The organism is Klebsiella sp. GL120222-02 (assembly GCF_003097195.1).
In the GTDB taxonomy this organism is placed as follows: Bacteria; Pseudomonadota; Gammaproteobacteria; order Enterobacterales; family Enterobacteriaceae; genus Klebsiella; species Klebsiella variicola.
In genome coordinates, this window is record NZ_QEQO01000001.1 from 119,047 (window position 1) to 141,585 (window position 22,539).

The 22,539-nt window shown below is 60.1% G+C and carries 21 protein-coding genes; 13 read left to right on the top strand and 8 right to left on the bottom strand.

Annotated features, from left to right (window positions below; all coding sequences use genetic code 11):
- Positions 1–16: 16 nt before the first annotated feature.
- The 5 genes from N438_RS00565 to N438_RS00585 all read right to left on the bottom strand — a co-directional run bounded on the left by N438_RS00565 (position 17) and on the right by N438_RS00585 (position 5,127).
- Positions 17–1,204: an MFS transporter gene (locus tag N438_RS00565; RefSeq protein WP_162494487.1), complete on the bottom strand. Its 1,188-nt coding sequence runs from the start codon at positions 1,202–1,204 to the stop codon at positions 17–19.
- A gap of 56 nt (positions 1,205–1,260) precedes the next feature.
- Positions 1,261–2,022: an ABC transporter ATP-binding protein gene (locus tag N438_RS00570; RefSeq protein WP_032741150.1), complete on the bottom strand. Its 762-nt coding sequence runs from the start codon at positions 2,020–2,022 to the stop codon at positions 1,261–1,263.
- Positions 2,022–3,059 carry an iron ABC transporter permease gene (locus tag N438_RS00575; RefSeq protein ID WP_012541383.1) on the bottom strand — a complete coding sequence of 346 codons (1,038 nt, stop codon included), beginning with the start codon at positions 3,057–3,059 and terminating at the stop codon, positions 2,022–2,024. The genes N438_RS00570 and N438_RS00575 overlap by 1 nt, the downstream gene beginning before the upstream one ends.
- The gene (locus tag N438_RS00580; RefSeq protein WP_116696013.1) at positions 3,059–4,057 is read right to left on the bottom strand and encodes an ABC transporter substrate-binding protein; all 999 of its coding nucleotides are present in this window, start codon (positions 4,055–4,057) and stop codon (positions 3,059–3,061) included. The genes N438_RS00575 and N438_RS00580 overlap by 1 nt, the downstream gene beginning before the upstream one ends.
- A gap of 158 nt (positions 4,058–4,215) precedes the next feature.
- Complete coding sequence (locus N438_RS00585) at positions 4,216–5,127, bottom strand: LysR family transcriptional regulator (RefSeq protein ID WP_032741149.1); 912 nt, start codon at positions 5,125–5,127, stop codon at positions 4,216–4,218.
- 96 nt (positions 5,128–5,223) lie between these two features.
- Between N438_RS00585 and N438_RS00590 the strand changes: the two genes are divergently transcribed.
- From N438_RS00590 to N438_RS00605, 4 genes are all read left to right on the top strand, one after another.
- A complete protein-coding gene (locus tag N438_RS00590; RefSeq protein WP_032741148.1) occupies positions 5,224–6,219 on the top strand; it encodes an NAD-dependent epimerase/dehydratase family protein in 996 nt (331 codons plus the stop codon).
- A 95-nt stretch (positions 6,220–6,314) separates the two neighbouring features.
- Positions 6,315–6,929, top strand: a complete 615-nt coding sequence (locus N438_RS00595; protein WP_012541387.1) for a TetR/AcrR family transcriptional regulator — start codon at positions 6,315–6,317, stop codon at positions 6,927–6,929.
- Between the two features lie 74 nt (positions 6,930–7,003).
- Positions 7,004–8,113: an efflux RND transporter periplasmic adaptor subunit gene (locus N438_RS00600; RefSeq protein ID WP_032735930.1), complete on the top strand. Its 1,110-nt coding sequence runs from the start codon at positions 7,004–7,006 to the stop codon at positions 8,111–8,113.
- Positions 8,110–11,211, top strand: a complete 3,102-nt coding sequence (locus N438_RS00605) for an efflux RND transporter permease subunit (protein ID WP_032735929.1) — start codon at positions 8,110–8,112, stop codon at positions 11,209–11,211. Before N438_RS00600 ends, N438_RS00605 begins: the two co-directional genes overlap by 4 nt.
- A gap of 55 nt (positions 11,212–11,266) precedes the next feature.
- Here the strand turns inward: N438_RS00605 and lldD are convergent, their stop codons facing one another.
- Positions 11,267–12,451, bottom strand: coding sequence for an FMN-dependent L-lactate dehydrogenase LldD (lldD, locus tag N438_RS00610; protein ID WP_032735928.1), 1,185 nt, complete (start codon positions 12,449–12,451; stop codon positions 11,267–11,269).
- A 379-nt stretch (positions 12,452–12,830) separates the two neighbouring features.
- Between lldD and N438_RS00620 the strand changes: the two genes are divergently transcribed.
- From N438_RS00620 to N438_RS00655, 8 genes are all read left to right on the top strand, one after another.
- Entirely contained in the window at positions 12,831–13,028 is a 198-nt protein-coding gene (locus N438_RS00620) for a hypothetical protein (protein ID WP_004203090.1), read from the top strand.
- A 473-nt stretch (positions 13,029–13,501) separates the two neighbouring features.
- On the top strand, positions 13,502–13,879 hold the full coding sequence (gene sufA / locus N438_RS00625) for a Fe-S cluster assembly scaffold SufA (protein WP_116696014.1): 378 nt from the start codon (positions 13,502–13,504) through the stop codon (positions 13,877–13,879).
- A gap of 2 nt (positions 13,880–13,881) precedes the next feature.
- Complete coding sequence (sufB, locus tag N438_RS00630) at positions 13,882–15,369, top strand: Fe-S cluster assembly protein SufB (protein ID WP_008804465.1); 1,488 nt, start codon at positions 13,882–13,884, stop codon at positions 15,367–15,369.
- Positions 15,370–15,385: 16 nt separating this feature from the next.
- Positions 15,386–16,132: a Fe-S cluster assembly ATPase SufC gene (sufC, locus tag N438_RS00635; RefSeq protein WP_004184415.1), complete on the top strand. Its 747-nt coding sequence runs from the start codon at positions 15,386–15,388 to the stop codon at positions 16,130–16,132.
- The gene (gene sufD / locus N438_RS00640; protein ID WP_012541393.1) at positions 16,107–17,381 is read left to right on the top strand and encodes a Fe-S cluster assembly protein SufD; all 1,275 of its coding nucleotides are present in this window, start codon (positions 16,107–16,109) and stop codon (positions 17,379–17,381) included. The genes sufC and sufD overlap by 26 nt, the downstream gene beginning before the upstream one ends.
- The gene (gene sufS / locus N438_RS00645) at positions 17,378–18,598 is read left to right on the top strand and encodes a cysteine desulfurase SufS (protein WP_008804467.1); all 1,221 of its coding nucleotides are present in this window, start codon (positions 17,378–17,380) and stop codon (positions 18,596–18,598) included. Before sufD ends, sufS begins: the two co-directional genes overlap by 4 nt.
- A gap of 11 nt (positions 18,599–18,609) precedes the next feature.
- Complete coding sequence (gene sufE, locus N438_RS00650) at positions 18,610–19,026, top strand: cysteine desulfuration protein SufE (protein WP_008804468.1); 417 nt, start codon at positions 18,610–18,612, stop codon at positions 19,024–19,026.
- A gap of 100 nt (positions 19,027–19,126) precedes the next feature.
- Positions 19,127–20,113, top strand: a complete 987-nt coding sequence (locus tag N438_RS00655) for a L,D-transpeptidase family protein (protein WP_032754677.1) — start codon at positions 19,127–19,129, stop codon at positions 20,111–20,113.
- Between the two features lie 61 nt (positions 20,114–20,174).
- Here N438_RS00655 and N438_RS00660 read toward each other — a convergent pair whose 3' ends face one another.
- On the bottom strand, positions 20,175–20,411 hold the full coding sequence (locus tag N438_RS00660; protein ID WP_007374746.1) for a major outer membrane lipoprotein: 237 nt from the start codon (positions 20,409–20,411) through the stop codon (positions 20,175–20,177).
- 311 nt (positions 20,412–20,722) lie between these two features.
- Positions 20,723–22,135, bottom strand: coding sequence for a pyruvate kinase PykF (gene pykF / locus N438_RS00665; protein ID WP_012541397.1), 1,413 nt, complete (start codon positions 22,133–22,135; stop codon positions 20,723–20,725).
- Between the two features lie 137 nt (positions 22,136–22,272).
- Between pykF and N438_RS27675 the strand changes: the two genes are divergently transcribed.
- The gene (locus tag N438_RS27675) at positions 22,273–22,404 is read left to right on the top strand and encodes a hypothetical protein (protein ID WP_004217210.1); all 132 of its coding nucleotides are present in this window, start codon (positions 22,273–22,275) and stop codon (positions 22,402–22,404) included.
- Positions 22,405–22,539 lie beyond the last annotated feature (135 nt).

Sequence of the window (22,539 nt, forward strand, 5' to 3'; positions counted from 1 at the left end):
TGTTGCCCGCTCAGCGTCATGTTGCCGCCAGCGGGCGGCAGATCGCCCGCAAGGCGACGGCACTGCACAGCGGAAACAGCGCCAGCAGAAGCCAGGGATAAACCGCCTGCGGCGAGGGGGTGAGCGCCTGGTCAAGCAAATGACCGAGCAGTAAATTTCCGGCTAACACCGCGCAACCCCCCGCGGTGGCGAGCGCCCCGTAGTGGGCGCCCAGCGTCGACTCATCGGCGAACAGCGGGATCAGATCCTTGGCTGAAGGCACCAGCAGCATCTGGCCGAGGGTGAGCAGCGTGACAAAGCAGGCCGACGGCAATAATCGCAGCCAGCCTTCGGCGGGCGGGGTGGCGGCAAATAACGCCACGCTGACAAAAGAAGCCGACAGCAGCAGAAAGCCCACCGGCAGGATGCGCACGGCGCCAATTCGTCGGGCGAAGCGGGCGAGAGGGAGCTGCAGGGTGATAATCAACAGCGAGGCCAGCATAAAGAGCGGCGCCAGATCCTGCTCACGACCGCCGGAACGTTGGATCTCCACCGGCAGGGCGAGGTACAGCTGGTTGTAGCTCAACAGCCAGGAGCTGTAGGCGAGAATAAACGCGACAAAGCGCGGCTGGCGCAAAGGCATCCACCATGGGACTCGTCTGCGCGTTGTTGTCGTGTGCCCGTCGGCGGGCAGACAGAAAAAGAGCACCAGCAGCGCCAGGAGAAAGATTCCCGCGCCGGCGAGGGCGATATGCCGAAAGCCGATCCCGCTCAGCAGCCCTCCGGCCACCGGGCCGATAACCGCCCCCAGCTCACCGCACACCGCAAACAGCGCAAACCACTCGGCGCGGCTGCGTTTCCCGTTGGCCTGGCTGTGGGTACCGGTCCGCGCCAGCAGGGCCTCGATCGACGGGGAAAACAGAGCGCCGCCGACGCCGGTCAGGCAGGCGCCGAGGATAATGGGCCACAGCGACGTAGCGCACGCCAGCAGCAGATAACCGGCGACGCGAACGACGCAGCCGGCGAGGATGATGGCCTTAGCGCCATAGCGGTCGGCCAGCGTCCCGCCGATGATAAACATGCCCTGCTGAGAGAAGGTGCGCAGCCCGAGGATCAGGCCGATAAGTCCCCCCGAGAGCAGCATGTCGTCGCGCAGGAAGAGGGCGAGGAAAGGAACGACCGCGTAAAAGCCAATATTAAAAACGAACTGACTTCCCAGTAACACGGGAGGCCAGAGGGTTGCCGCAGGGCGCAGGGAGAAGAGAGGCATATCCGCCCAACCTAAACGATGAAATGAATGTGTTTTTTACCGTGGTAAGGGGAGATCTCGATTTTGGTTTTCACCCGGAAAACGTCCCACAGCAGCGCTTCGGACAAAATCTCCTCCGGCGTCCCGCTGGCGAGGATCTGCCCCTGCTGCATCACGATCAGCGAATCGCAGAACATCGCGGCATGGTTAAGATCGTGAATGGCCACAATGCTGGTCACCGGCAGCTCGCTGATCAACTGCATTAACTGCATCTGATGGTGTATATCCAGATGGTTGGTAGGCTCATCCAGCAGGATTTCGCTTGGGCTCTGCGCCAGCGCGCGGGCGATATGCACCCGCTGCCGCTCGCCGCCGGAGAGGCTTAACCATCCCTGCTCGCTTTTCTCCAGCATCGCTACCCGCTGCAGCGCGGCGGTGATCGCCTCATCATCCTGAGCGCTCCAGTTTGAAAACGGGGAGTGGTGGGGAATGCGCCCCAGGCGCACGACGTCGCGCACCCGCATATCGGCCTCGGTCATGCCGTGTTGCTCGACGAAAGCCACGCGGCGGGCGAGCTGCTTTTTCGCCATCCGGGTGATGTCCTGGCCGTCGAGGGTGACGCGACCCGCATCCGGGCGGCGCAGGCCCGCCAGAACGCGCAGCAGCGAGGATTTGCCGCAGCCGTTGGGCCCCAGCAGTCCGACCGTTTCGCCGCGCGACACCCGCAGCGAGACATTATTGACGATGACCTTTTTGCCTGCCTTCCAGGTGATATTTTCAGCGCAAATACTCATCACTTATTCCTTGAGCGGTAGATAATCACGGCAAAGAAAGGCACCCCAACCAGGGCGGTTACCACCCCAACGGGCAGACTCTGCGGGGCAATCAGCAGGCGCGACGCAATGTCCGCCAGTACCATCAATATCGCCCCTGCCAGCGCGCTGGCGATCAGCAACGTCCGGTGTAGCGGGCCAAAGAAGAAGCGCATCACGTGCGGCACCACCAGGCCGACAAAGCCGATCGAGCCGGCCATACTGACGATGGTGGCGGTGATCAGCGCCGCGGTGGTGAAGAGGATCAGACGTACCTGTGGCACGGCAATCCCCAGCGAGGCGGCGGCATCATCGCCGAAGGTGAATGCATCCAGCGCCCGGGCATACCACAGGCAGACCGCCAGGCCCGCGAGCACCACCACGATGACCAGCTGGAATTCGGGCCAGCGGACGCCGCTGAAGCTGCCCAGCAGCCAGAACATCACATCGCGCGCCTGCTGCGCGCTGGCGGAGGTGCTGATGGTGTAAGCCGTGATGGCGTTAAATAACTGTGACGCGGCAACGCCCGCCAGAATCGTACGCTCATTGCCGCCGCGCGCGCCATTAGTCAGCAAGGCGACAAAGGCGAAGGCGGCGAAGGCCCCGGCAAAGGCGCCTGCCGAGAGGGAAATCGCGCCAGCGCCAAGGCCCAACACCACGATCGACACCGCGCCGGTGGAGGCCCCGGCGGAGACGCCGAGGACGTAGGGTTCCGCGAGGGCATTTTTCAGCAGGCTTTGCAGCACGACGCCGCAGATAGCGAGGCCTGCGCCGCAGCAGGCGGCGACCAGCGCGCGGCTGAGGCGGAAATCCCAGATCACGCTCTCATAGATACGGTTGAGAGGCTCAGCGGTTAAGCCGGTTCTGTTGCTGATAGCGTAAAAGACATTCTGCAGCGGGATGGCCAGCTCGCCGACGCTGACGCCCACCGCTATCACCAGCGCCAGCACGATCACGGCCAGTAAACACCAGCCGGTGAGCAGCATGCTGCGGCGCGTCTGAAGCACGGCGACGCTCATCAGTTCAGCCCCATTTTTCTCAGCTGCTCGCCCACCTGTTCCGCGCCATAAAGCGTGCGGATGGTCGGGTTCATCGCCTGACCGTCCATGACCACGATATGGCCTTTTTTCACGGCCTCCAGCTGGCTGACGGCGGGATCGCTTTTGAGGAATTTGATCTTCTCCTCGGCCTTATCCAGCGCCCAGCGGTTACGATCCAGGCTGGAGACCACGATCACATCCGGGTTGGCGGCAATAATGCTCTCCCAGCTCACCGTGGGCCACTCGGTTTCGGAGGTAATCGCATTATGTCCGCCCAGCACACTGGCGATAAATCCGGAGGCGCTGTTTTTGCCGCCAACATAGGCATCGGCCGAAGGTGAGGCGCTGGAGAACCAGAAGACGAAGGAGAGATCCTTTTTGCTTTTACCAAACTCCTGGCGCAGGTCGGCTTCACGTTTTTTGAAATCGGCAATCAGCGCCTGACCACGATCTTCGACGTTGAAAATGCGGGCAAAATCGCTAATTTCCTGATACACCCAGGTCATATCCCACAGCTTTTGCCGGCTGCCATACATATCGCCGGTGGCCTTTTTGGTGGCGCACATCCCCGGTGAGACGTAGCTGTTTACGCCGACGGTAGCGAGATCTTCACGCTTAGCGACTTTGCTTTCCGGCCCCAGTAGCAGCGGCAACTGGGCGGGAACGAAATCGGGATTTTGCGCCAGCACGGATTCCAGGCTCGGAATTTCCACCGTCAGGGTTTTAATCTTCGCGTTTTGCTCAGCCAGCTGCGGTAAAACGCTGGTCGGCCAGAAGGCGCTGGCGACCACCTGCTTTTGCAGCCCGAGCAGCAGCAGAATTTCGACCGTATTTTGCCCCAGCGCGACCACGCGCTCCGGCGGCCGGGTGAAGGTCTCCTGATAGCCACAGTTTTCAATCGTCAGGGGGTAGGTTGTTGCCAGCGCGGAACTGACGGCGGTGAACATCAAGCCTAACGCGCAGAGGACCTTCTTCATTAAACGCTATCCTTGTAAACAGGCGAGTGGATGACCAGCAAATGGGAGTAATGCAAATGAAACTCATTATTGGGGCGGGGTTTTATACAATGCCATATTTACAGTGTCAATGAGTGACTATTTCGGCAGGCAATGAAATGCCCGCGCGATGGGGCGGGTCAGCTCGCCAGTGGGCCACGAATATACGCCTGCAACCCCTGGGCGAGAAAATCAAATACCCGCTTACAGGCTGGGCTGTGGCGCAGATCCTCATGCATTACCAGCCAGGTATCGAGATTCAGGGAAAAGTCGGCCGCCAGCACTCGCTGCAGGGGAATAATGCCATCCGCAAGGGGCACCTGGCAGATGCCGATCCCCGCTCCGGCGCGGATCAGGCTCAACTGGGCGAGGTCGCTATCGGTCCGCATCGCGAACGCTTCGCGCTGAAATCGGGGGTAAGCCTGCAGGGCCCGGCGAACAAGTGGGGTGGCGCTATCGAAACCAATCAGCGCGTGGCTGGCCAGATCGTCGAGGGTTGCGGGCAGCCCCTGGCGCGTCAGGTAGGCGGCGGTGGCATGTAACCCAAGCTCGATCCTGCCGAGACGGCGGGCGATAAGCTGCTCCTGCTGCGGGGCGACCATCCGCACCGCAATATCCGCCTCCCGGTGAAGCAGATCCTGAAACCGATTGGAGAGCATCAGTTCGATGACGATATTCGGGCACGCCTGCCTGAGCCGGGCAACCAGCGGCGGCAGCACCTCGGCGCCGACCACCTCGCTGGCGGCCACCCGCACCACGCCACGCAGTTCGGTTCGGTCGCGACTAAAGTTAGCCGCCGTGCGTTCCAGCGCCTGGGCGGTATTGTCCATCGCCTCGGCGTGCACCCGCAGCGCCAGCGCCGCGTCGGTCGCCAGCAGGCCGGTCTGCGAGCGGGTAAATAAGGCCTGGCCGAGCGCGGCCTCCAGCCCGGCAATATGGCGCCCCGCCGTCGGCTGGGTGATGTTCAGGGTGCGCGATGCGCCCGATAAGGAACCTTCCTGCAGGACGGCGAGAAAGGTTCGGTACCACTCCCAGGGAATAGAGGTATTCATACAAAAATGTATAGCTGCTCGATGATGGTATGCAATTTCATTTGATATGAGCGGCAGGTAGGCTGTCAAGCATCCATTAGTGAACGGGGAAAGAGGATGAACAGCAGCGGCAAAGTACTTATTCTGGGAGCAAGCGGGGGGATTGGCGGGGAAGTGGCGCGCCGGCTGGTGGCGGACAACTGGCAGGTTCGGGCGCTGAAGCGCGGCGCTCAGATTCGCGGTCCCGCAGATGGCATGCAGTGGATAGCCGGCGACGCGCTGAATGCCGGGCAGGTTGCGGCGGCGGCTGCCGGTTGCGACGTTATCGTCCATGCGGTCAATCCGCCGGGCTACCGGCACTGGCGGCAGCAGGTACTGCCCATGCTGCACAACACCCTGCAGGCCGCCGAACAACAGCGGGCGTTAGTTGTCCTGCCCGGCACGGTCTATAACTATGGACCGGATGCCTTTCCGCTGATTGCTGAAGCGGCCCCTCAGCAACCGGTGACCCGTAAAGGCGCTATTCGGGTGGAGATGGAGCAGGCGCTGGAGGATTACGTGCAGCGTGGTGGCCGGGCGTTGATTGTTCGGGCGGGCGATTTTTTTGGTCCACGCGCCGGAAATAACTGGTTTTCTCAGGGGCTGGTCAAGCCTGGTCAGCTTCCCCGCGTCATTAGCCGCCCGGGGGCGATCGGCGTCGGGCATCAGTGGGCTTATCTGCCCGACGTCGCCGACACCATCGCCGCGCTGCTGGCCCGCAGGCATGAGCTTGAGCCGTTTGCTCGCTTTCATATGCAGGGCCACTGGGACCCGGACGGCAGCGAAATGAGTCAGGCGATCCAGCGGGTGGTCGCCCGCTATGGCGGCCGAGCGGCAGTGAAGTCTTTTCCCTGGTGGCTGGTAAAGCTGGCGGCGCCCTTTAACGCCACCCTGCGGGAAATGGTCGAGATGCACTATCTCTGGCGTCTGCCGGTACGCCTGCGCAACGATAAACTGGTTGATTTTTTAGGTGCGGAGCCGCATACCCCACTCGACAGCGCGGTGCTTCAGACGCTGCAAGGCATGGGTTGTCTGCCCGCCGGCGCGATAAACCAAGAGGCGGGTGAGGCGTAACGCGGCAAGAGGATCACAGAGCGGGGTGTTATTGTGACCAAATCATAATAACGTCACTCGTTGTCAAACGATAGCGATCGCATTAAGCTAAACGGATGACGAAAAATACCCCCACCCCTGCAAGCCGTGGTCCCCATGACCACAGCGTTCGGGACCAGATTCTTGACGCGGCCATGGCGCACTTTAGTCGCTATGGCTATGAGAAAACGACGGTCACCGATCTCGCCAAAGCGATAGGCTTTTCCAAAGCCTATATCTATAAATTCTTTGACTCCAAGCAGGCGATTGGCGAGGCGATTTGCGCCAGCCGGCTGGAGAAGATCATGGTGGCCGTCAGCGCGGCTATCGCCGATGCGCCGTCCGCCAGCGAGAAACTGCGCCGCCTGTTCCGGGCACTGACCGAGGCCGGCAGTGAACTGTTTTTTGAGGATCGCAAACTGTACGACATCGCCGCCGTCGCAGCGCGCGATAGATGGCCTTCAACGGAACAGTATGCCGGTCATCTGCAGCAGCTGATTGGTCAAATCCTTGTCGAAGGCCGCCAGGCGGGTGAGTTCGAGCGCAAAACCCCGCTGGATGAGGCAACCCTGGCGGTCTATATGGTGATGTGTCCTTTCATCAACCCGGTGCAGTTGCAATACAATCTCGACACCGCGCCCACCGCGGCGGTGCTGCTTGCCTCCCTGATCCTGAGAAGTCTCTCCCCCTGATTGGTGACTATTGACTTTATTGGTCACTAGTCTGAGAATGCGGTCACTGTCCGGTCTTTTCATTAAGGTGACCCATGCTCAGGCTCAATGCCGTCCATCTTGCCGTCTGCCTCCTGCCGCTGGCCCTCGCGGGCTGCGGCGAACCTGCCGATCATGACGATCCCCGCACCCGGCCGCCGCTGGTCCGGGTGGCGACCGTCGAGCGCGCGGAGGCCAGCTCGCGGGCCTTTACCGGCGTGGTGGTCGCTCGTACCCAAAGCGATCTCGGCTTCCGGGTATCGGGAAAAATCCTTGCCCGGCTGGTGGAGACCGGGCAGAGCGTCAAGCGCGGTCAACTGCTGCTGCGTCTGGATCCGGCTGATTTAACCTTGCAGGCGCAGTCTCAACAGCGGGCCGTGGATGCCGCGCGGGCGCGAGCCAAAAAGGCGACCAACGATCTGGCCCGCTATCGCGGCCTGGTGGCGAGCGGCGCCGTCTCGGCCGCGGAATTCGACCAGATTAACGCAGCGGCAGAGGCGGCGAGAGCCGACCTGAGCGCGGCCCAGGCGCAGGCCAATGTGGCGCAAAACGCCACCGGCTATGCCGGACTGCTGGCGGACGCTGACGGCGTGGTGGTGGAAACGCTTGCCGAACCGGGGCAGGTGGTCAGCGCCGGACAGGTGGTGATCCGCCTGGCGCGGGCGGGGCAGCGCGAAGCGCGGGTGCAGCTTCCGGAGACGCTGCGCCCGGCGGTCGGCAGCGAGGCGCTGGCGACACGCTATGGCAGCGAATCTCAGCCGGTCACGGCGACCCTGCGACTGCTTTCGGACGCGGCTGACGCCACCACCCGCACCTTTGAAGCGCGCTATGTGCTGAACGGGGCGCTGGCGAATGCGCCGCTGGGGTCTACCGTGACCCTGCGTATCGGCAGCGACCAGGCGCCAGGCCAGGTGCTGGAGGTGCCCCTGGCGTCGGTCTACGATCCGGGCAACGGCCCTGGCGTCTGGCGCATTGCCTCGCGTCCGGCCACCGTCTCCTGGCAACCGGTGACCGTGCTCGGCCTGAATGATGAAACGGCGCGGGTGACCGGCCCGCTGAAGCCCGGCGAGCCCATCGTCGCCCTGGGCGCCCATCTTCTGCACCAGGGCGAGGCGGTGCGTCTGGCGGAACGACGCGAGCATAATGCCGCCGGGAGCCAGCCATGAGCGCCGGGCGTTTTAATCTCTCCGCGCTGGCCGTCCGCGAGCGGTCGGTGACCCTGTTTTTGATTATCCTCATCTCCGTCGCCGGGCTGGTGGCGTTCTTCGGACTCGGGCGGGCGGAAGATCCGCCCTTCACGGTCAAGCAAATGACGGTCATTACCGTCTGGCCCGGCGCCACCGCGCAGGAGATGCAGGATCAGGTCGCCGAGCCGCTGGAAAAACGGCTCCAGGAGCTGAAGTGGTACGATCGCACGGAGACCTATACCCGCCCTGGTATGGCGTTGATCACGTTATCGCTGCAGGATCAGACCCCGCCGTCCGAGGTGCCGGAGCAGTTTTATCAGGCGCGCAAAAAGCTCGGGGATGAGGCGAAAAACCTGCCTGCCGGCGTCTCCGGCCCGATGATGAATGACGAATTCGCCGATGTCACCTTTGCCCTCTTTGCTCTGAAAGCGCGGGGAGAGCCGCCGCGGCAGCTGGTGCGTGACGCTGAAGCCCTGCGCCAGCAGCTGCTGCATGTACCCGGGGTGAAAAAAGTGAATATCCTCGGCGAACAGGCGGAGCGCATTTATCTCTCCTTTTCTCATGATCGTCTCGCCACCCTGGGCCTTTCGCCAGAGGCGATTTTTGCCGCGCTGAACAGCCAGAATGTGCTGACCGCCGCCGGGGCCATTGAGACCCGGGGCGGGCAGATCTTTATCCGCCTCGACGGGGCGTTCGACCGCCTGCAGCAGATCCGCGACACGCCGATTATTGCCGGGGGCAGAACGCTGAAACTGGCCGATGTCGCCACGGTTGAGCGAGGGTATGAAGATCCCGCGACCTTCCTGATCCGCAATCAGGGCGAACCGGCGCTGCTGCTGGGGGTGGTGATGCGCGAGGGCTGGAATGGTCTGGCGCTGGGGAAAGCGCTGGACGCCGAAACGGCCAGCATCAATCAGAGCCTGCCGCTCGGCATGTCGTTGACCAAAGTGACCGATCAGTCGGTGAATATCAGCGCCGCAGTCGATGAGTTCATGATCAAATTCTTTGTCGCCCTGCTGGTGGTGATGGCGGTGTGCTTTGTCAGCATGGGGTGGCGCGTGGGGGTGGTGGTCGCGGCGGCGGTGCCTTTAACCCTGGCCGTGGTGTTTGTGGTAATGGAGGCGACCGGCAAAAACTTCGACCGCATCACTCTCGGCTCGCTGATCCTCGCCCTGGGCCTGCTGGTGGATGATGCCATCATTGCCATCGAAATGATGGTGGTCAAAATGGAGGAGGGGTACGACCGCCTCAAAGCCTCCGCCTATGCCTGGAGCCATACCGCGGCGCCCATGCTGGCCGGTACCCTGGTGACGGCCGTGGGCTTTATGCCCAATGGATTTGCGCAGTCCACCGCCGGGGAGTACGCCAGCAACGTGTTCTGGATCGTCGGTATCGCGCTGATTGCCTCCTGGATTGTGGCGGTGATTTTTACCCCCTGGCTGGGGGTGCACCTGTTGCCGGACAGAAAGCCCGCGGCGGCAGGCCACGCCGCGCTGTATGACACCCCACGCTATCAGCGTTTCCGTCGGCTGCTGACCCGGGTTATCGCCCGCAAATGGCGCGTGGCCGCCAGCGTGGTGGTGCTGTTTATGGTGGCGATACTGGGAATGAGCGCGGTGAAAAAGCAGTTTTTCCCCACCTCCGATCGTCCGGAAGTACTGGTTGAAGTACAGATGCCTTACGGGTCGTCGATTATCCAGACCAGCGCCGCGACGGCGAAAATTGAGCACTGGCTGCAGCAGCAGCCGGAGGCGAAGATTGTCACCAGCTATATTGGCCAGGGCGCGCCGCGCTTTTACCTGGCGATGGCCCCGGAGTTGCCCGATCCCTCCTTTGCCAAACTGGTGGTGTTGACCGACGGTCAGGACGCCCGCGAGGCGCTCAAGCGGCGGCTGCGGGAGGCTGTGGCCAATGGCCTGGCGCCGGAAGCGCGGGTGCGCGTCACTCAGCTGGTCTTTGGCCCTTATTCGCCCTATCCGGTTGCCTGGCGGGTGATGGGGCCCGATCCGCACACCTTGCTCGACATCGCCGAACGGGTTAAATCGGTGCTGCAGACCAGTCCGCTGATGCGCACCGTCAATAGCGACTGGGGTTCGCGGGTGCCGGTGATGCATTTCAGCCTCAATCAGGACCGGCTGCAGGCGAGCGGACTCAGCTCCCAGTCCGTCGCCCAGCAGCTGCAGTTCCTGCTGTCAGGGATCCCCATCACCACCGTTCGGGAAGATATTCGCGCCGTGCAGGTCATCGGCCGCGCGGCGGGCGATATCCGTCTGGATCCGGCGAAAATCGCCGACTTCACCCTGGTGGGCAGCGGCGGGCAGCGGGTTCCCTTATCACAGATTGGCGACGTGTCGATCAGAATGGAGGACCCGCTGCTTCGCCGTCGCGATCGCACGCCGACCATCACCGTCCGCGGAGATGTCGCGGATAACCTGCAGCCGCCGGATGTCTCCACCGCGCTGATGAAATCGCTGCAGCCCATTATCGACTCGCTGCCGCCGGGGTATCGCATCGAGACGGCGGGGTCGATCGAGGAGTCAGGCAAAGCCACGCGGGCGATGGTGCCGTTATTTCCCATCATGATCGCCCTCACGCTGCTGATCATTATCCTGCAGGTGCGTTCGCTGTCGGCGATGGTCATGGTTTTCCTGACCGCGCCGCTGGGGCTGATTGGCGTGGTGCCGACACTGCTGCTGTTCAATCAGCCGTTTGGCATCAATGCTCTTGTGGGCCTGATCGCCCTGTCGGGGATCCTGATGCGCAATACGCTGATCCTGATTGGCCAAATCCACCATAACGAACAGGCAGGGCTCGATCCGTTCCACGCGGTGGTGGAGGCGACAGTACAGCGCGCCCGCCCGGTTCTGCTGACCGCGCTGGCGGCGATCCTGGCGTTCATTCCGCTCACCCATTCGGTCTTCTGGGGAACGCTCGCCTATACGCTGATTGGCGGGACGCTGGGGGGAACCATCATGACCCTTATTTTCCTGCCGGCCATGTACGCGATCTGGTTCCGCATCCGACCTCAGCCCCCGGCTGACGCAGTGCAACACCCGGCGCTGCACCCGCAGGGGTAATTCCCTCTTGCCGGACCTGGCCGATAAACGCGGTCAGGCCCGGCCCTGGGCAGCGTCAGGCGGGTAAGGATACCGGCACCGCATGAGTGCGATGTTGATCCTGTTCAAGGCGGTCAAGGCAATCGAGGCTGATGGCCGATGGCGAGGTCGCGCCGGTGAGGGTCATGGTGACCTTCATATCCTCGGCAAATAAGTGCAGCAGATGCGCCACGCCCGCTTCGCCCGCCGCGGCCAGGGCATAAATATAGGCCCGCCCGAGCAGCACGCCCTTCGCGCCGAGGGCCAGCAGGCGAATGACGTCCACGCCGGAGCGCACCCCGGAATCAGCAAGTACCGTCAGATCGTCGCCGACCGCATCCACCACCCTTGGTAGCGCCCGGGCAGTGGGGATGGCGCCATCGAGCTGTCTGCCGCCATGATTCGACACCACAATGCCATCGGCGCCGAGGCGCACGGCATTGCGCGCATCGTCGGCATCGAGGATCCCTTTGATGATTAATTTCCCTTGCCAGCTGTCGCGGATCCACTCCAGATCGTGCCAGGCGATGGACGGGTCGAAGTTGTTGCTGATGAACCCCATGTAGTCGTCCATGGTCATTTTGTGGCCGGTGTAGGCTTCTATATTACCGAACGACAGGGGCCTGCCCGCCAGCCCGACGTTCATTGCCCAGCGTGGATGAGTACAGGCCTGGAGATACTGTCGCAGGGTGGCGTGCGGCCCGGACATGCCTGATCGATTATCCCGATACCGCGAGCCGGGGATCGGCATATCGACGGTGAATACCAGGGTTTTCATGCCGGCGGCCCACGCGCGCTCCAGCGCATTACGCATGTAGCCGCGATCTTTCAGCACGTACAGCTGGGACCAGAGTGCGCCGCTGGCCTGGCTCGCCACCTCTTCAATGGAGCAGACCGACACCGTGGACAGGGTGTACGGGATCCCGGCGCGGGAGGCGGCGCGGGCCGCCTGAACTTCGCCGCGGCGGGCGTACATCCCGGTGGCGCCGACCGGCCCCAGCGCCACGGGCATCGCCCATGAGGCATCAAGGATCGTGGTGGCCAGCGTCGGTTCGCCCGCCCCGCACAGCACGCGCTGGCGAAGGGCTACCGAAGCAAGCTCGGTGGCGTTGGCGTTCATGGTATTTTCCGCCACCGCGCCACCGTCAATATAATCGAAAAGGAAGCGGGGCAGACGGCGACGAGCGGCTTCGCGATAATCGCTGGGGGCTGAAACAATCATTATTATGTCCTTATGTCTTTTAACCTAAGTGGATGTTCTGCAGGCAAAAAAACTATAGGCTTCTAAAAACCGGTGGGGAAATGAAATATTAGCATCCCAGCTATTCCCTGCTGGAATAATCTGGTTTTATCGCTGAGGCTGTTATTTCCTTTTTTTACTCTTCGGCGCGCGCGTTATTTTTATTTATTTCCGCGCAACGTGAAGCTGGCAAAATAAAGACCCGGTATGAGGCGGCAGCGCTTTGCGCCATCGCCACCAGGGGGAAGGAGAGGTCAGCGCGGCGCCTGCGTTTTCCGGGAGGTGTAAAGAAGATGAATTTGAAATTGAGCTGGTGGTATCTTTTGCTAGCCTTTCTCTGGAGGACAGACGGAGCGACACCATGAAAGATAAAGATGAACAAACGGCATTGATTGGCATGGCCATCGGCGCGGCGGTCATTAGCTTAGTGGCTACACAGAAGCAGATTAATCAGGGGAGTATCGTGGATGAACTGGTGAGACTGGGCAGACAGAAGGGGGACGGGGTGGAAGATGAGGTTTTTGTTCAGGCCGCCCGCCTGGTCAGAAAAGGCACCTAGCCAACCGCGACCCTGCCTGGCAATCCATTTACCCGTTTCATCACAGTTTTCATTCCCTGGATCGCGGCCTGGCGAGCGGCGATTGTTGCTTTCCGAAAGCGTCACGGACTGGCGCTTTCTTATCCCGACCACCGGACCTGCGCCTTCTCGGCCTTGTTGGCCTTTAGGTGACACTGTCACTTTTCCTTCTCCAGGCTGTGCGATAAACAGGAACCGGGTCATCTGCTATTGCATAAATCGGTATTTTCGATACATCTTTACCATTGCGTGCGAATATAGAACGATTTCAGAATAACATATTATAAATCAAAAGATTAAGTTCACCCTGCACACCCTGATAATCCCCGGGCGAGGGTCTATGCTTATAAAAAGCGCTAAATGGGGCAATACCCCTGCTGCAGATGGGTTGAAGTGATAATCATTATCACTAACATGGCGGTATGCCTTGATGGCGCCAACCTGGAGGTCTATCGATGGAAGTACAAGCAGGAACCTTTAATCCCGCCGATTTTAGCTGGCAGGGACTGACCATGACGCCGGCCGCTGCCGCGCATATTCGCGATCTGATGCGCAAGCAACCGGACAAAAAAGGGCTGCGGCTGGGGATAAAAACCAGCGGCTGCGCTGGTTTTAGCTATGTGCTCGAAATGATTGCCGAGCCGGCAGCCGACGATCTGCTCTTTGAATCTGACGGGGCGAAACTGTGGGCGCCGCTGCAGGCGATGCCGTTCATTGACGGCACGGAGCTCGATTACGTCCGGGAAGGTTTAAATGAAATCTTTAAATTTCATAACCCGAAAGCGCAGCACGAGTGCGGCTGTGGCGAAAGTTTTGGGGTGCAGGCGGAGTAACTATGTCGCGTAATACTGAAGCAACTGACGATGTCAAAACCTGGACCGGCGGCCCGCTCAATTATAAAGAGGGCTTTTTCACCCGGCTGCAGACCGATGAGCTGGCCAAAGGGATTAATGAAGAGGTGGTCCGGGCCATTTCCGCCCGTCGCAATGAGCCGCAGTGGATGCTGGAGTTTCGGCTCAATGCTTTCCGGGCATGGCTGGAGATGGAGGAGCCGCACTGGCTGAAGGCGCATTACGATAAGCTGAATTATCAGGACTACAGCTACTATTCCGCCCCCTCCTGCGGCAACTGCGATGAGACCTGCGCTTCAGAGCCGGGCGCGGTGCAGCAGACCGGGGCCAACACCTTCCTGACCAGCGAGGTGGAAGAAGCCTTTAACCAGCTGGGCGTGCCGGTACGTGAAGGGCGCGAGGTGGCGGTGGACGCCATATTCGACTCCGTGTCGGTGGCGACCACCTACCGCGAAAAGCTGGCGGAGCAGGGGATCATCTTCTGTTCTTTCGGCGAGGCGATCCACGACCATCCGGAACTGGTGAAAAAGTATCTGGGCACCGTGGTGCCAGGCAATGACAACTTCTTTGCCGCGCTGAACGCCGCGGTGGCCTCGGATGGCACCTTTATTTATGTGCCGAAGGGCGTCCGCTGCCCGATGGAGCTGTCGACCTATTTCCGCATCAACGCCGAAAAGACCGGGCAGTTTGAACGTACCATTCTGGTGGCCGATGAAGGCAGCTACGTCAGCTATATTGAGGGCTGCTCGGCGCCGGTGCGCGACAGCTATCAGCTGCATGCGGCGGTCGTTGAAGTCATCATTCATAAAGATGCGGAAGTGAAATACTCCACGGTGCAGAACTGGTTCCCCGGCGACAACAACACCGGCGGCATTCTCAACTTCGTCACTAAGCGTGCGCTGTGCGAAGGGGAGAACAGCAAGATGTCATGGACCCAGTCGGAAACCGGCTCGGCCATCACCTGGAAATACCCTAGCTGCATTCTGCGCGGCGATAACTCGATCGGCGAATTCTTCTCGGTAGCGCTGACCAGTGGTCACCAGCAGGCGGACACCGGCACCAAAATGATCCATATCGGCAAGAACACCCGCTCGACCATCATCTCGAAAGGGATCTCCGCCGGACACAGCCAGAACAGCTATCGCGGGCTGGTCAAAATCATGCCGACCGCGACTAACGCCCGCAACTTCACCCAGTGCGATTCGATGCTGATCGGCCCGGACTGCGGGGCGCATACCTTCCCGTATGTGGAATGCCGCAACAACAGCGCCCAGCTGGAACATGAAGCGACCACTTCGCGGATTGGCGAAGATCAGCTGTTCTACTGTTTACAGCGCGGGATCAGCGAAGACGATGCCATCTCGATGATCGTCAACGGTTTCTGTAAAGACGTCTTCTCCGAACTGCCGCTGGAGTTCGCCGTCGAAGCGCAAAAATTGCTGGCCATTAGCCTTGAACATAGCGTCGGCTGATAATTAAGGAAAAAAGATGTTAAGTATTCAAGATTTACACGTCGCCGTCGAAGATAAAGCGATCCTGCGCGGGCTGAACCTTGAGGTGCGCCCGGGGGAGGTCCACGCCATTATGGGGCCAAACGGCTCGGGGAAAAGTACGCTTTCGGCCACCCTGGCCGGGCGTGAGGATTACGAGGTGACCGGCGGCCGCGTCGAATTTAAGGGTAAAGACTTGCTGGAACTTGCCCCGGAAGATCGCGCCGGAGAAGGTATCTTTATGGCCTTCCAGTATCCGGTGGAAATTCCCGGCGTCAGCAACCAATTCTTCCTGCAGACCGCGCTGAATGCCGTGCGCAACTATCGCGGCCAGGAGCCGCTGGATCGCTTCGACTTCCAGGACCTGATGGAAGAGAAAATCAGGCTGCTGCAGATGCCGGCAGATCTGCTGACCCGCTCGGTGAACGTTGGCTTCTCCGGCGGTGAGAAAAAGCGTAACGATATTCTGCAAATGGCGGTGCTGGAGCCGGAGCTGTGCATTCTTGATGAGTCAGATTCCGGGCTGGATATTGATGCACTGAAGATTGTCTCGGAAGGTGTCAACTCGCTACGCGACGGCAAACGCGCCTTCATCATTGTCACCCATTATCAGCGCATTCTTGACTATATCAAGCCGGACTACGTCCATGTTCTGTATCAGGGGCGGATTGTGAAGTCGGGGGATTTCACCCTCGTCAAACAGCTGGAGGAGCAGGGCTATGGCTGGCTTACCGAACAGCAGTAACGCGCTGCAGCAGTGGCACCACCTGTTTGAAGCGCAGGGCGGCCAGCGTACGGCGGAGGCCACCCAGCATCTGCAGCAGCTGCTGCGCCTGGGGCTGCCGACACGTAAGCACGAGGACTGGAAATACACCCCGCTGGACGCGCTACTCAACGGTCACTTTGTCGCCGACGAGGGGGCATCGCTCAGCGCTGAACAGCGTGATGCGCTGGCGCTGCCGCTGGACGCCTGGCGGCTGGTGTTTATCGATGGCCGCTATCATCCTGAGCTGAGCGACGATCTCGCCGCCAGCGGCGTGGAGGTCAGCGTCGATAACCAACGCCAGCATCTGCCGGATGCTTTGCATCCGGAGGTGTTTCTCCATCTGACCGAAAGCCTGGCGCAGACGGTGACCCGCCTTCGCGTACCGCGCAACCGCCGCCTGGATAAGCCGCTGCTGCTGATGCATATCACCCGCGGTCTGGCCGGCGATGCGCTGAATACCGCCCATTATCGCCATCACCTGGCGCTGGAAAGCGGGGCGGAGGCGACTGTGGTCGAACATTACCTGAGCCTCAATGAGCAGCCGCACTTCACCGGCGGGCGACTGACCATGACGGTGGCCGATAACGCGCACCTCCAGCATATCAAGCTGGCGTTTGAGAACGCGCTCAGCTACCACTTCGCCCATAACGACCTGCTGCTGGGCCGCGACGCCTCGGCCTTCAGCAGCAGTTTCCTGCTCGGCGGCCAGGTGCTGCGTCATCACACCAGCACCCGCCTGGGCGGTGAAAACAGCAACCTGCGCCTCAATTCGCTGGCGATGCCGGTGAAAAATGAGGTCTGCGACAGCCGCACCTGGCTCGACCATCAGGTCGGCTACTGCAACAGCCGCCAGCTGCACAAAACCATCGTCAGCGATAAGGGTCGGGCGGTGTTTAACGGGCTGATCAACGTCGCGCCGCACGCGCTGAAAACCGACGGCCAGATGACCAACAACAATCTGCTGCTTGGGCGGCTGGCGGAGGTCGATACCAAACCGCAGCTGGAGATTTACGCCGATGACGTGAAATGCAGCCACGGGGCGACCGTCGGGCGCATTGATGAAGAACAGCTGTTCTATCTGCGCTCGCGCGGTATCGAACAGCAGGCGGCGCAGCAGATGATCCTCTACGCCTTCGCCGCCGAGCTCACCGAGGCTATCCGCAGCGACGCGCTCAGAGAGCAGGTGCTGGCGCGGATTGGACAGCGTTTGCCGGGAGGCACAGTATGACATTTTCAGTAGAACGGGTTCGCGCCGATTTTCCGGTACTGAACCGGGAGGTCAACGGTCAGCCGCTGGCCTATCTCGACAGCGCCGCCAGTGCCCAGAAGCCGGAGGCGGTGATCGGCGCCGAAGCGGAATTCTATCGCCACGGCTACGCGGCGGTGCACCGCGGCATCCATACCCTCAGCGCGGAAGCCACCGCGCGGATGGAAGCCGTGCGTCAGCAGGCGGCCACCTTCCTTAACGCCGGGTCGGCGGAGGAAGTGGTGTTCGTCCGCGGCACCACCGAGGGTATCAACCTGGTGGCCAACAGCTGGGGAAACGCCAACGTCGGCGCCGGGGATAACATCATCATCAGCGAAATGGAGCACCACGCCAACATTGTGCCGTGGCAGATGCTGTGTGCCCGCGTCGGGGCTGAGCTGCGGGTGATCCCCCTGAACCCGGACGGCACACTGCAACTGGATGTTGTCCCGGGACTGTTTGACCCGCGCACCCGCCTGCTGGCGATAACCGAGGTCTCCAACGTGCTGGGGACGGAAAACCCGCTGGCGGCGCTGATTGCCCTTGCGCATCAGCATGGCGCGAAAGTGCTGGTGGATGGCGCCCAGGCGGTGATGCACCACCCGGTAGATGTGCAGGCGCTGGGGTGCGATTTCTACGTCTTCTCCGGACACAAGCTGTATGGCCCGACCGGGATCGGCGTGCTCTATGGCCGTTCCGAGCTACTGCAGGCGATGGCGCCATGGGAAGGCGGCGGGTCGATGATCGCCACCGTCAGCCTGACGGAAGGCACCACCTGGAACCGGGCGCCGTGGCGCTTTGAGGCCGGTACGCCGAATACCGGGGGGATCATTGGCCTCGGCGCGGCGCTGACCTACGTCAGCCAACTGGGGCTGACGCAGATCGCGGAGTACGAGCAGACCCTGATGCGCTATGCGCTGGAGGCTCTGCGCGCCGTGCCGGATCTGATCCTCTACGGGCCGGCGCAGCGCAAAGGGGTGATCGCCTTTAACCTCGGCCAGCATCACGCCTATGACGTCGGCAGCTTCCTCGACAACTACGGTATCGCGGTGCGAACCGGGCACCACTGCGCCATGCCGCTGATGGCCCGGTATCAGGTACCGGCTATGTGTCGGGCCTCGCTGGCGATGTACAATACCACGGAAGAGGTGGACCGCCTGGTGGCCGGCCTGCAGCGGATCCACAAATTATTAGGGTAAAGGACGTGACGATGGCGGCACTACCAGACAAAGACAAACTGTTGCGCAATTTTAGCCGTTGCGCCAACTGGGAAGAGAAGTATCTCTATATCATTGAGCTGGGCCAGCGGCTGGCGCCGCTAAGCCCGGAAGAACATAGCGTGCAGAACATTATTCAGGGCTGCCAAAGCCAGGTGTGGATTGTGATGGCGCAGGACCCCTCCGGCGTTATCACCCTGCGCGGTGACAGCGATGCGGCGATCGTCAAAGGGCTGATTGCGGTGGTGTTTATCCTTTATGATCGGATGACCGCCCAGGATATCATCGAGTTCGATGTGCGCCCGTGGTTTGAAAAAATGGCGCTCACCCAACACCTGACACCTTCCCGCTCGCAAGGGCTTGAAGCCATGATCCGTGCGATCCGCGCGAAAGCCGCAAATATTAGCTAGAATAAACAGGTAGATTTCATTCTGTTACGTCCGGTAGGGGTTCTGCTCCTGCCGCCGTTCAGTCTCCTGGCGTTTTATCAGCGAAAGAAGGAATCTCAGTATGAAACGCAAAACGATGATCACCTTAGCCCTTCTCAGCGCGCTTGGCGTCTCCTCGGCCGCCTGGGCCGTCGACTACCCGCTTCCTCCCGCCAACAGCCGGCTGATTGGCCAGAACCAGTACTGGACCGTACAGGAGGGAGACCGCAACCTGCAGGCGATCGCCCGCCATTTCGATACCGCGGCGATGCTGATCCTCGAAGCCAACGATACCATCGCGCCGGTGCAGCCGAAGCCTGGTACTCAGGTCCTGATCCCCTCCCAGATGCTGCTCCCCGACGTACCGCGAGAGGGGATTGTCGTCAACCTTGCGGAACTGCGGCTGTATTACTTCCCGCCGGGAGAGAATCAGGTGCAGGTCTATCCGCTGGGTATCGGCCAGTTAGGGCTGGAAACGCCTGAGATGACCACCCGCATCGGGCAGAAGATCCCCAACCCGACCTGGACGCCCACCGCGGGCATTCGGGCGCGTTCGCTGGAGAAAGGGGTGACGTTACCGGCGGTGGTCCCGGCCGGGCCGTACAACCCGCTGGGGCGCTACGCGCTGCGTCTGGCCTATGGCTACGGCGAATATCTGATTCATGGCACCAACGCGCCGGACAGCGTCGGTTTACGCGTCAGCTCAGGCTGTATGCGAATGAACGCCGATGACATCAAAGCGCTGTTCAACCAGGTGAAAACCGGGACGCCGGTACGGATTATCAATCAGCCGGTGAAGTTTGCCGTCGAACCGGATGGTAAACGCTATGTCGAGGTCCACAGGCCGCTTTCGCAGACGGAAGGGGAAAACACCCGGACCATCGCCTACACGCTGCCTGCGGCGTTTCACGCCTTCGCAGAGGATAAAGCGGTCGATGATGCACAGCTGAAAAAAGCGATGTCGAGAAGGGCGGGATATCCGGTGGTGGTGTCCACGGGGACGGGGAGTGCGCCAGCTACGCTGTCGGCGCAGAACACGCCGTCAGACAACAGCCTGCTTACCCAGTAGCCCTCATGCTGAGGGCAAAAAAAATGGCGCACAGAGTGCGCCATTTTTATTACCAGAACTCTTACTTACGGTAAGAGTGAGCCTGGTTGTCCAGACGCTGGTTAGCGCGAGCTGCGTCGTCTTTAGCAGCCTGAACGTCGGAACGGATTGCGTTCACGTCGTTGCTCAGCTGGTCAACTTTAGCGTTCAGAGTCTGAACGTCAGAAGACAGCTGATCGATTTTAGCATTGCTGGAGCAACCAGCCAGCAGAGTAGAACCCAGGATTACCGCGCCCAGTACCAGTTTAGTACGATTCATTATTAATACCCTCTAGATTGAGTTAATCTCCATGTAGCGTTACAAGTATTACACAAAGTTTTTTGGGATGAGAATATTTTTTTTACCTGAACGCACTTATTTTTGATCGTTCGCTCAAAGAAGCATCGAATTGGACAAAATCGCTGAAAAAGGCGAGTGAAAACAGCGCGCTTCCATCGGATTCATCTTAGATAATCTCTTATTAAATAGTAAATTCCGATTTGCATTTTTAATAGGAAGAGCTAATCAATGAATAAAAAAAGCGCCCCGAGAGGCGCTTTATTAAAAAAAACCAATTAACCTGTAAATTATTACAGCACGTGTACGGAAGCCGTATTAGTGGTACCGCTCGGCACTAATGCGCCGGAAACCATCACCACCACGTCGCCTTTACGCGCGAGGCCGCTTTTCAGCGCCAGATCTTTGCCCAGATGATAGAAGTCATCGGTAGAGGCGATCTCTTCCACCAGCTGCGGCACAACGCCTTTGCTCAGCACCAGCTGGCGAGCGGTGGTTTCGTTGGTGGTCAGGGCCAGGATGGTGGCGTCCGGGAAGTATTTACGCACAGCGCGTGCGGATTTACCGCCCTGGGTGGCGACAACGATCAGCGGCGCTTCCAGTTTCTCAGCGGTTTCTACCGCGCCGCGGCACACCGCTTCGGTGATGCGCAGTTTACGATTGTCGTTATTGAAGTCCAGACGGCTGGTCATCACGCGGTCAGTACGTTCGCAGATGGTGGCCATGATGGTGACGGCTTCCAGCGGGTATTTACCTTTCGCGGATTCGCCGGACAGCATCACTGCATCGGTACCGTCGAGGATGGCGTTGGCCACGTCGCCGGCTTCAGCGCGGGTCGGACGCGGGTTCTTGATCATGGAGTCCAGCATCTGAGTCGCGGTGATAACCACTTTGCGCGCGCGGATACATTTTTCGATGATCATTTTCTGGGCGAAGATAACTTCTTCAACCGGGATCTCAACGCCCATGTCGCCACGAGCAACCATGATGCCGTCAGAAGCTTCGAGGATTTCGTCGAAGTTGTTCAGGCCTTCCTGGTTTTCGATTTTGGAGATGATCTGGATGTTTTCGCCGCCGTGGGCTTTCAGGTGCTCACGGATCTCGACGACGTCGGAACGTTTACGGATGAAGGAGGCCGCGACAAAGTCCACGCCCTGTTCGCAACCGAAGATCAGATCCTGTTTGTCTTTCTCAGCCAGCGCCGGCAGGGCGATGGAGACGCCCGGCAGGTTTACGCCTTTGTTCTCGCCAAGGTCGCCGTTGTTCAGCACTTTACAGATAACTTTGTTACCTTCGATAGCCGTCACTTCCATGCCGATCAGGCCATCGTCCACCAGAACGGTGTTGCCGACGGTGAGGTCAGACGTGAAGCCTTCGTAGGTCACTGCAACGATTTCGTTGTTGCCGACGACGGATTTATCGGTGGTGAAGGTGAAGGTCTGGCCTGCTTTCAATGAGACGTCGTTGCCGCCTTCCAGCTTGATGGTACGAATTTCCGGGCCTTTGGTGTCCAGCAGAATAGCGGCTTTCTTACCGGTTTTGCTCATCACATTGCGCAGGTTCTGGATGCGCTGACCGTGTTCCGCATAGTCACCGTGGGAGAAGTTCAGACGCATCACGTTCATGCCGGCTTCCAGCATTTTGGTCAGCATCTCTTCAGATTCGGTTTTCGGACCGATGGTGCAAACAATTTTGGTCTTTTTCATGACAGTTTTAGTCTTTAAGTTGTGAAGGATATGGAATTCTCGCTCCGCGGGCGCACTGCCGGGGAGCCAAACCTGTATTACGAAAGTTGCTAAGCCACGCCCTAAGGATAGGTGACAACCCCGGAGCGTGCAGAAGAATGTGTGCTGGCGGTTCAGCCCATGAAATGTGGCAAGGTGTTATGCGTTTTATCATGCAGTCCAATGCGCTGAAACCATTCAAGAAAGAATCGAAGCGCATTATACGCTGCCGAAATCAAAAAGGAAAATAAAAACCTCGTTTCAAATTATGGACAAAACGCGTAACAAAACCGGCACGTTATGCATAAAAGTACGCAACACATTTTTTCATCACCGGGCAGGCAAAGGGGCAGCGGAAGGCGCTTTTTCTCGCGTGATGAACCAGT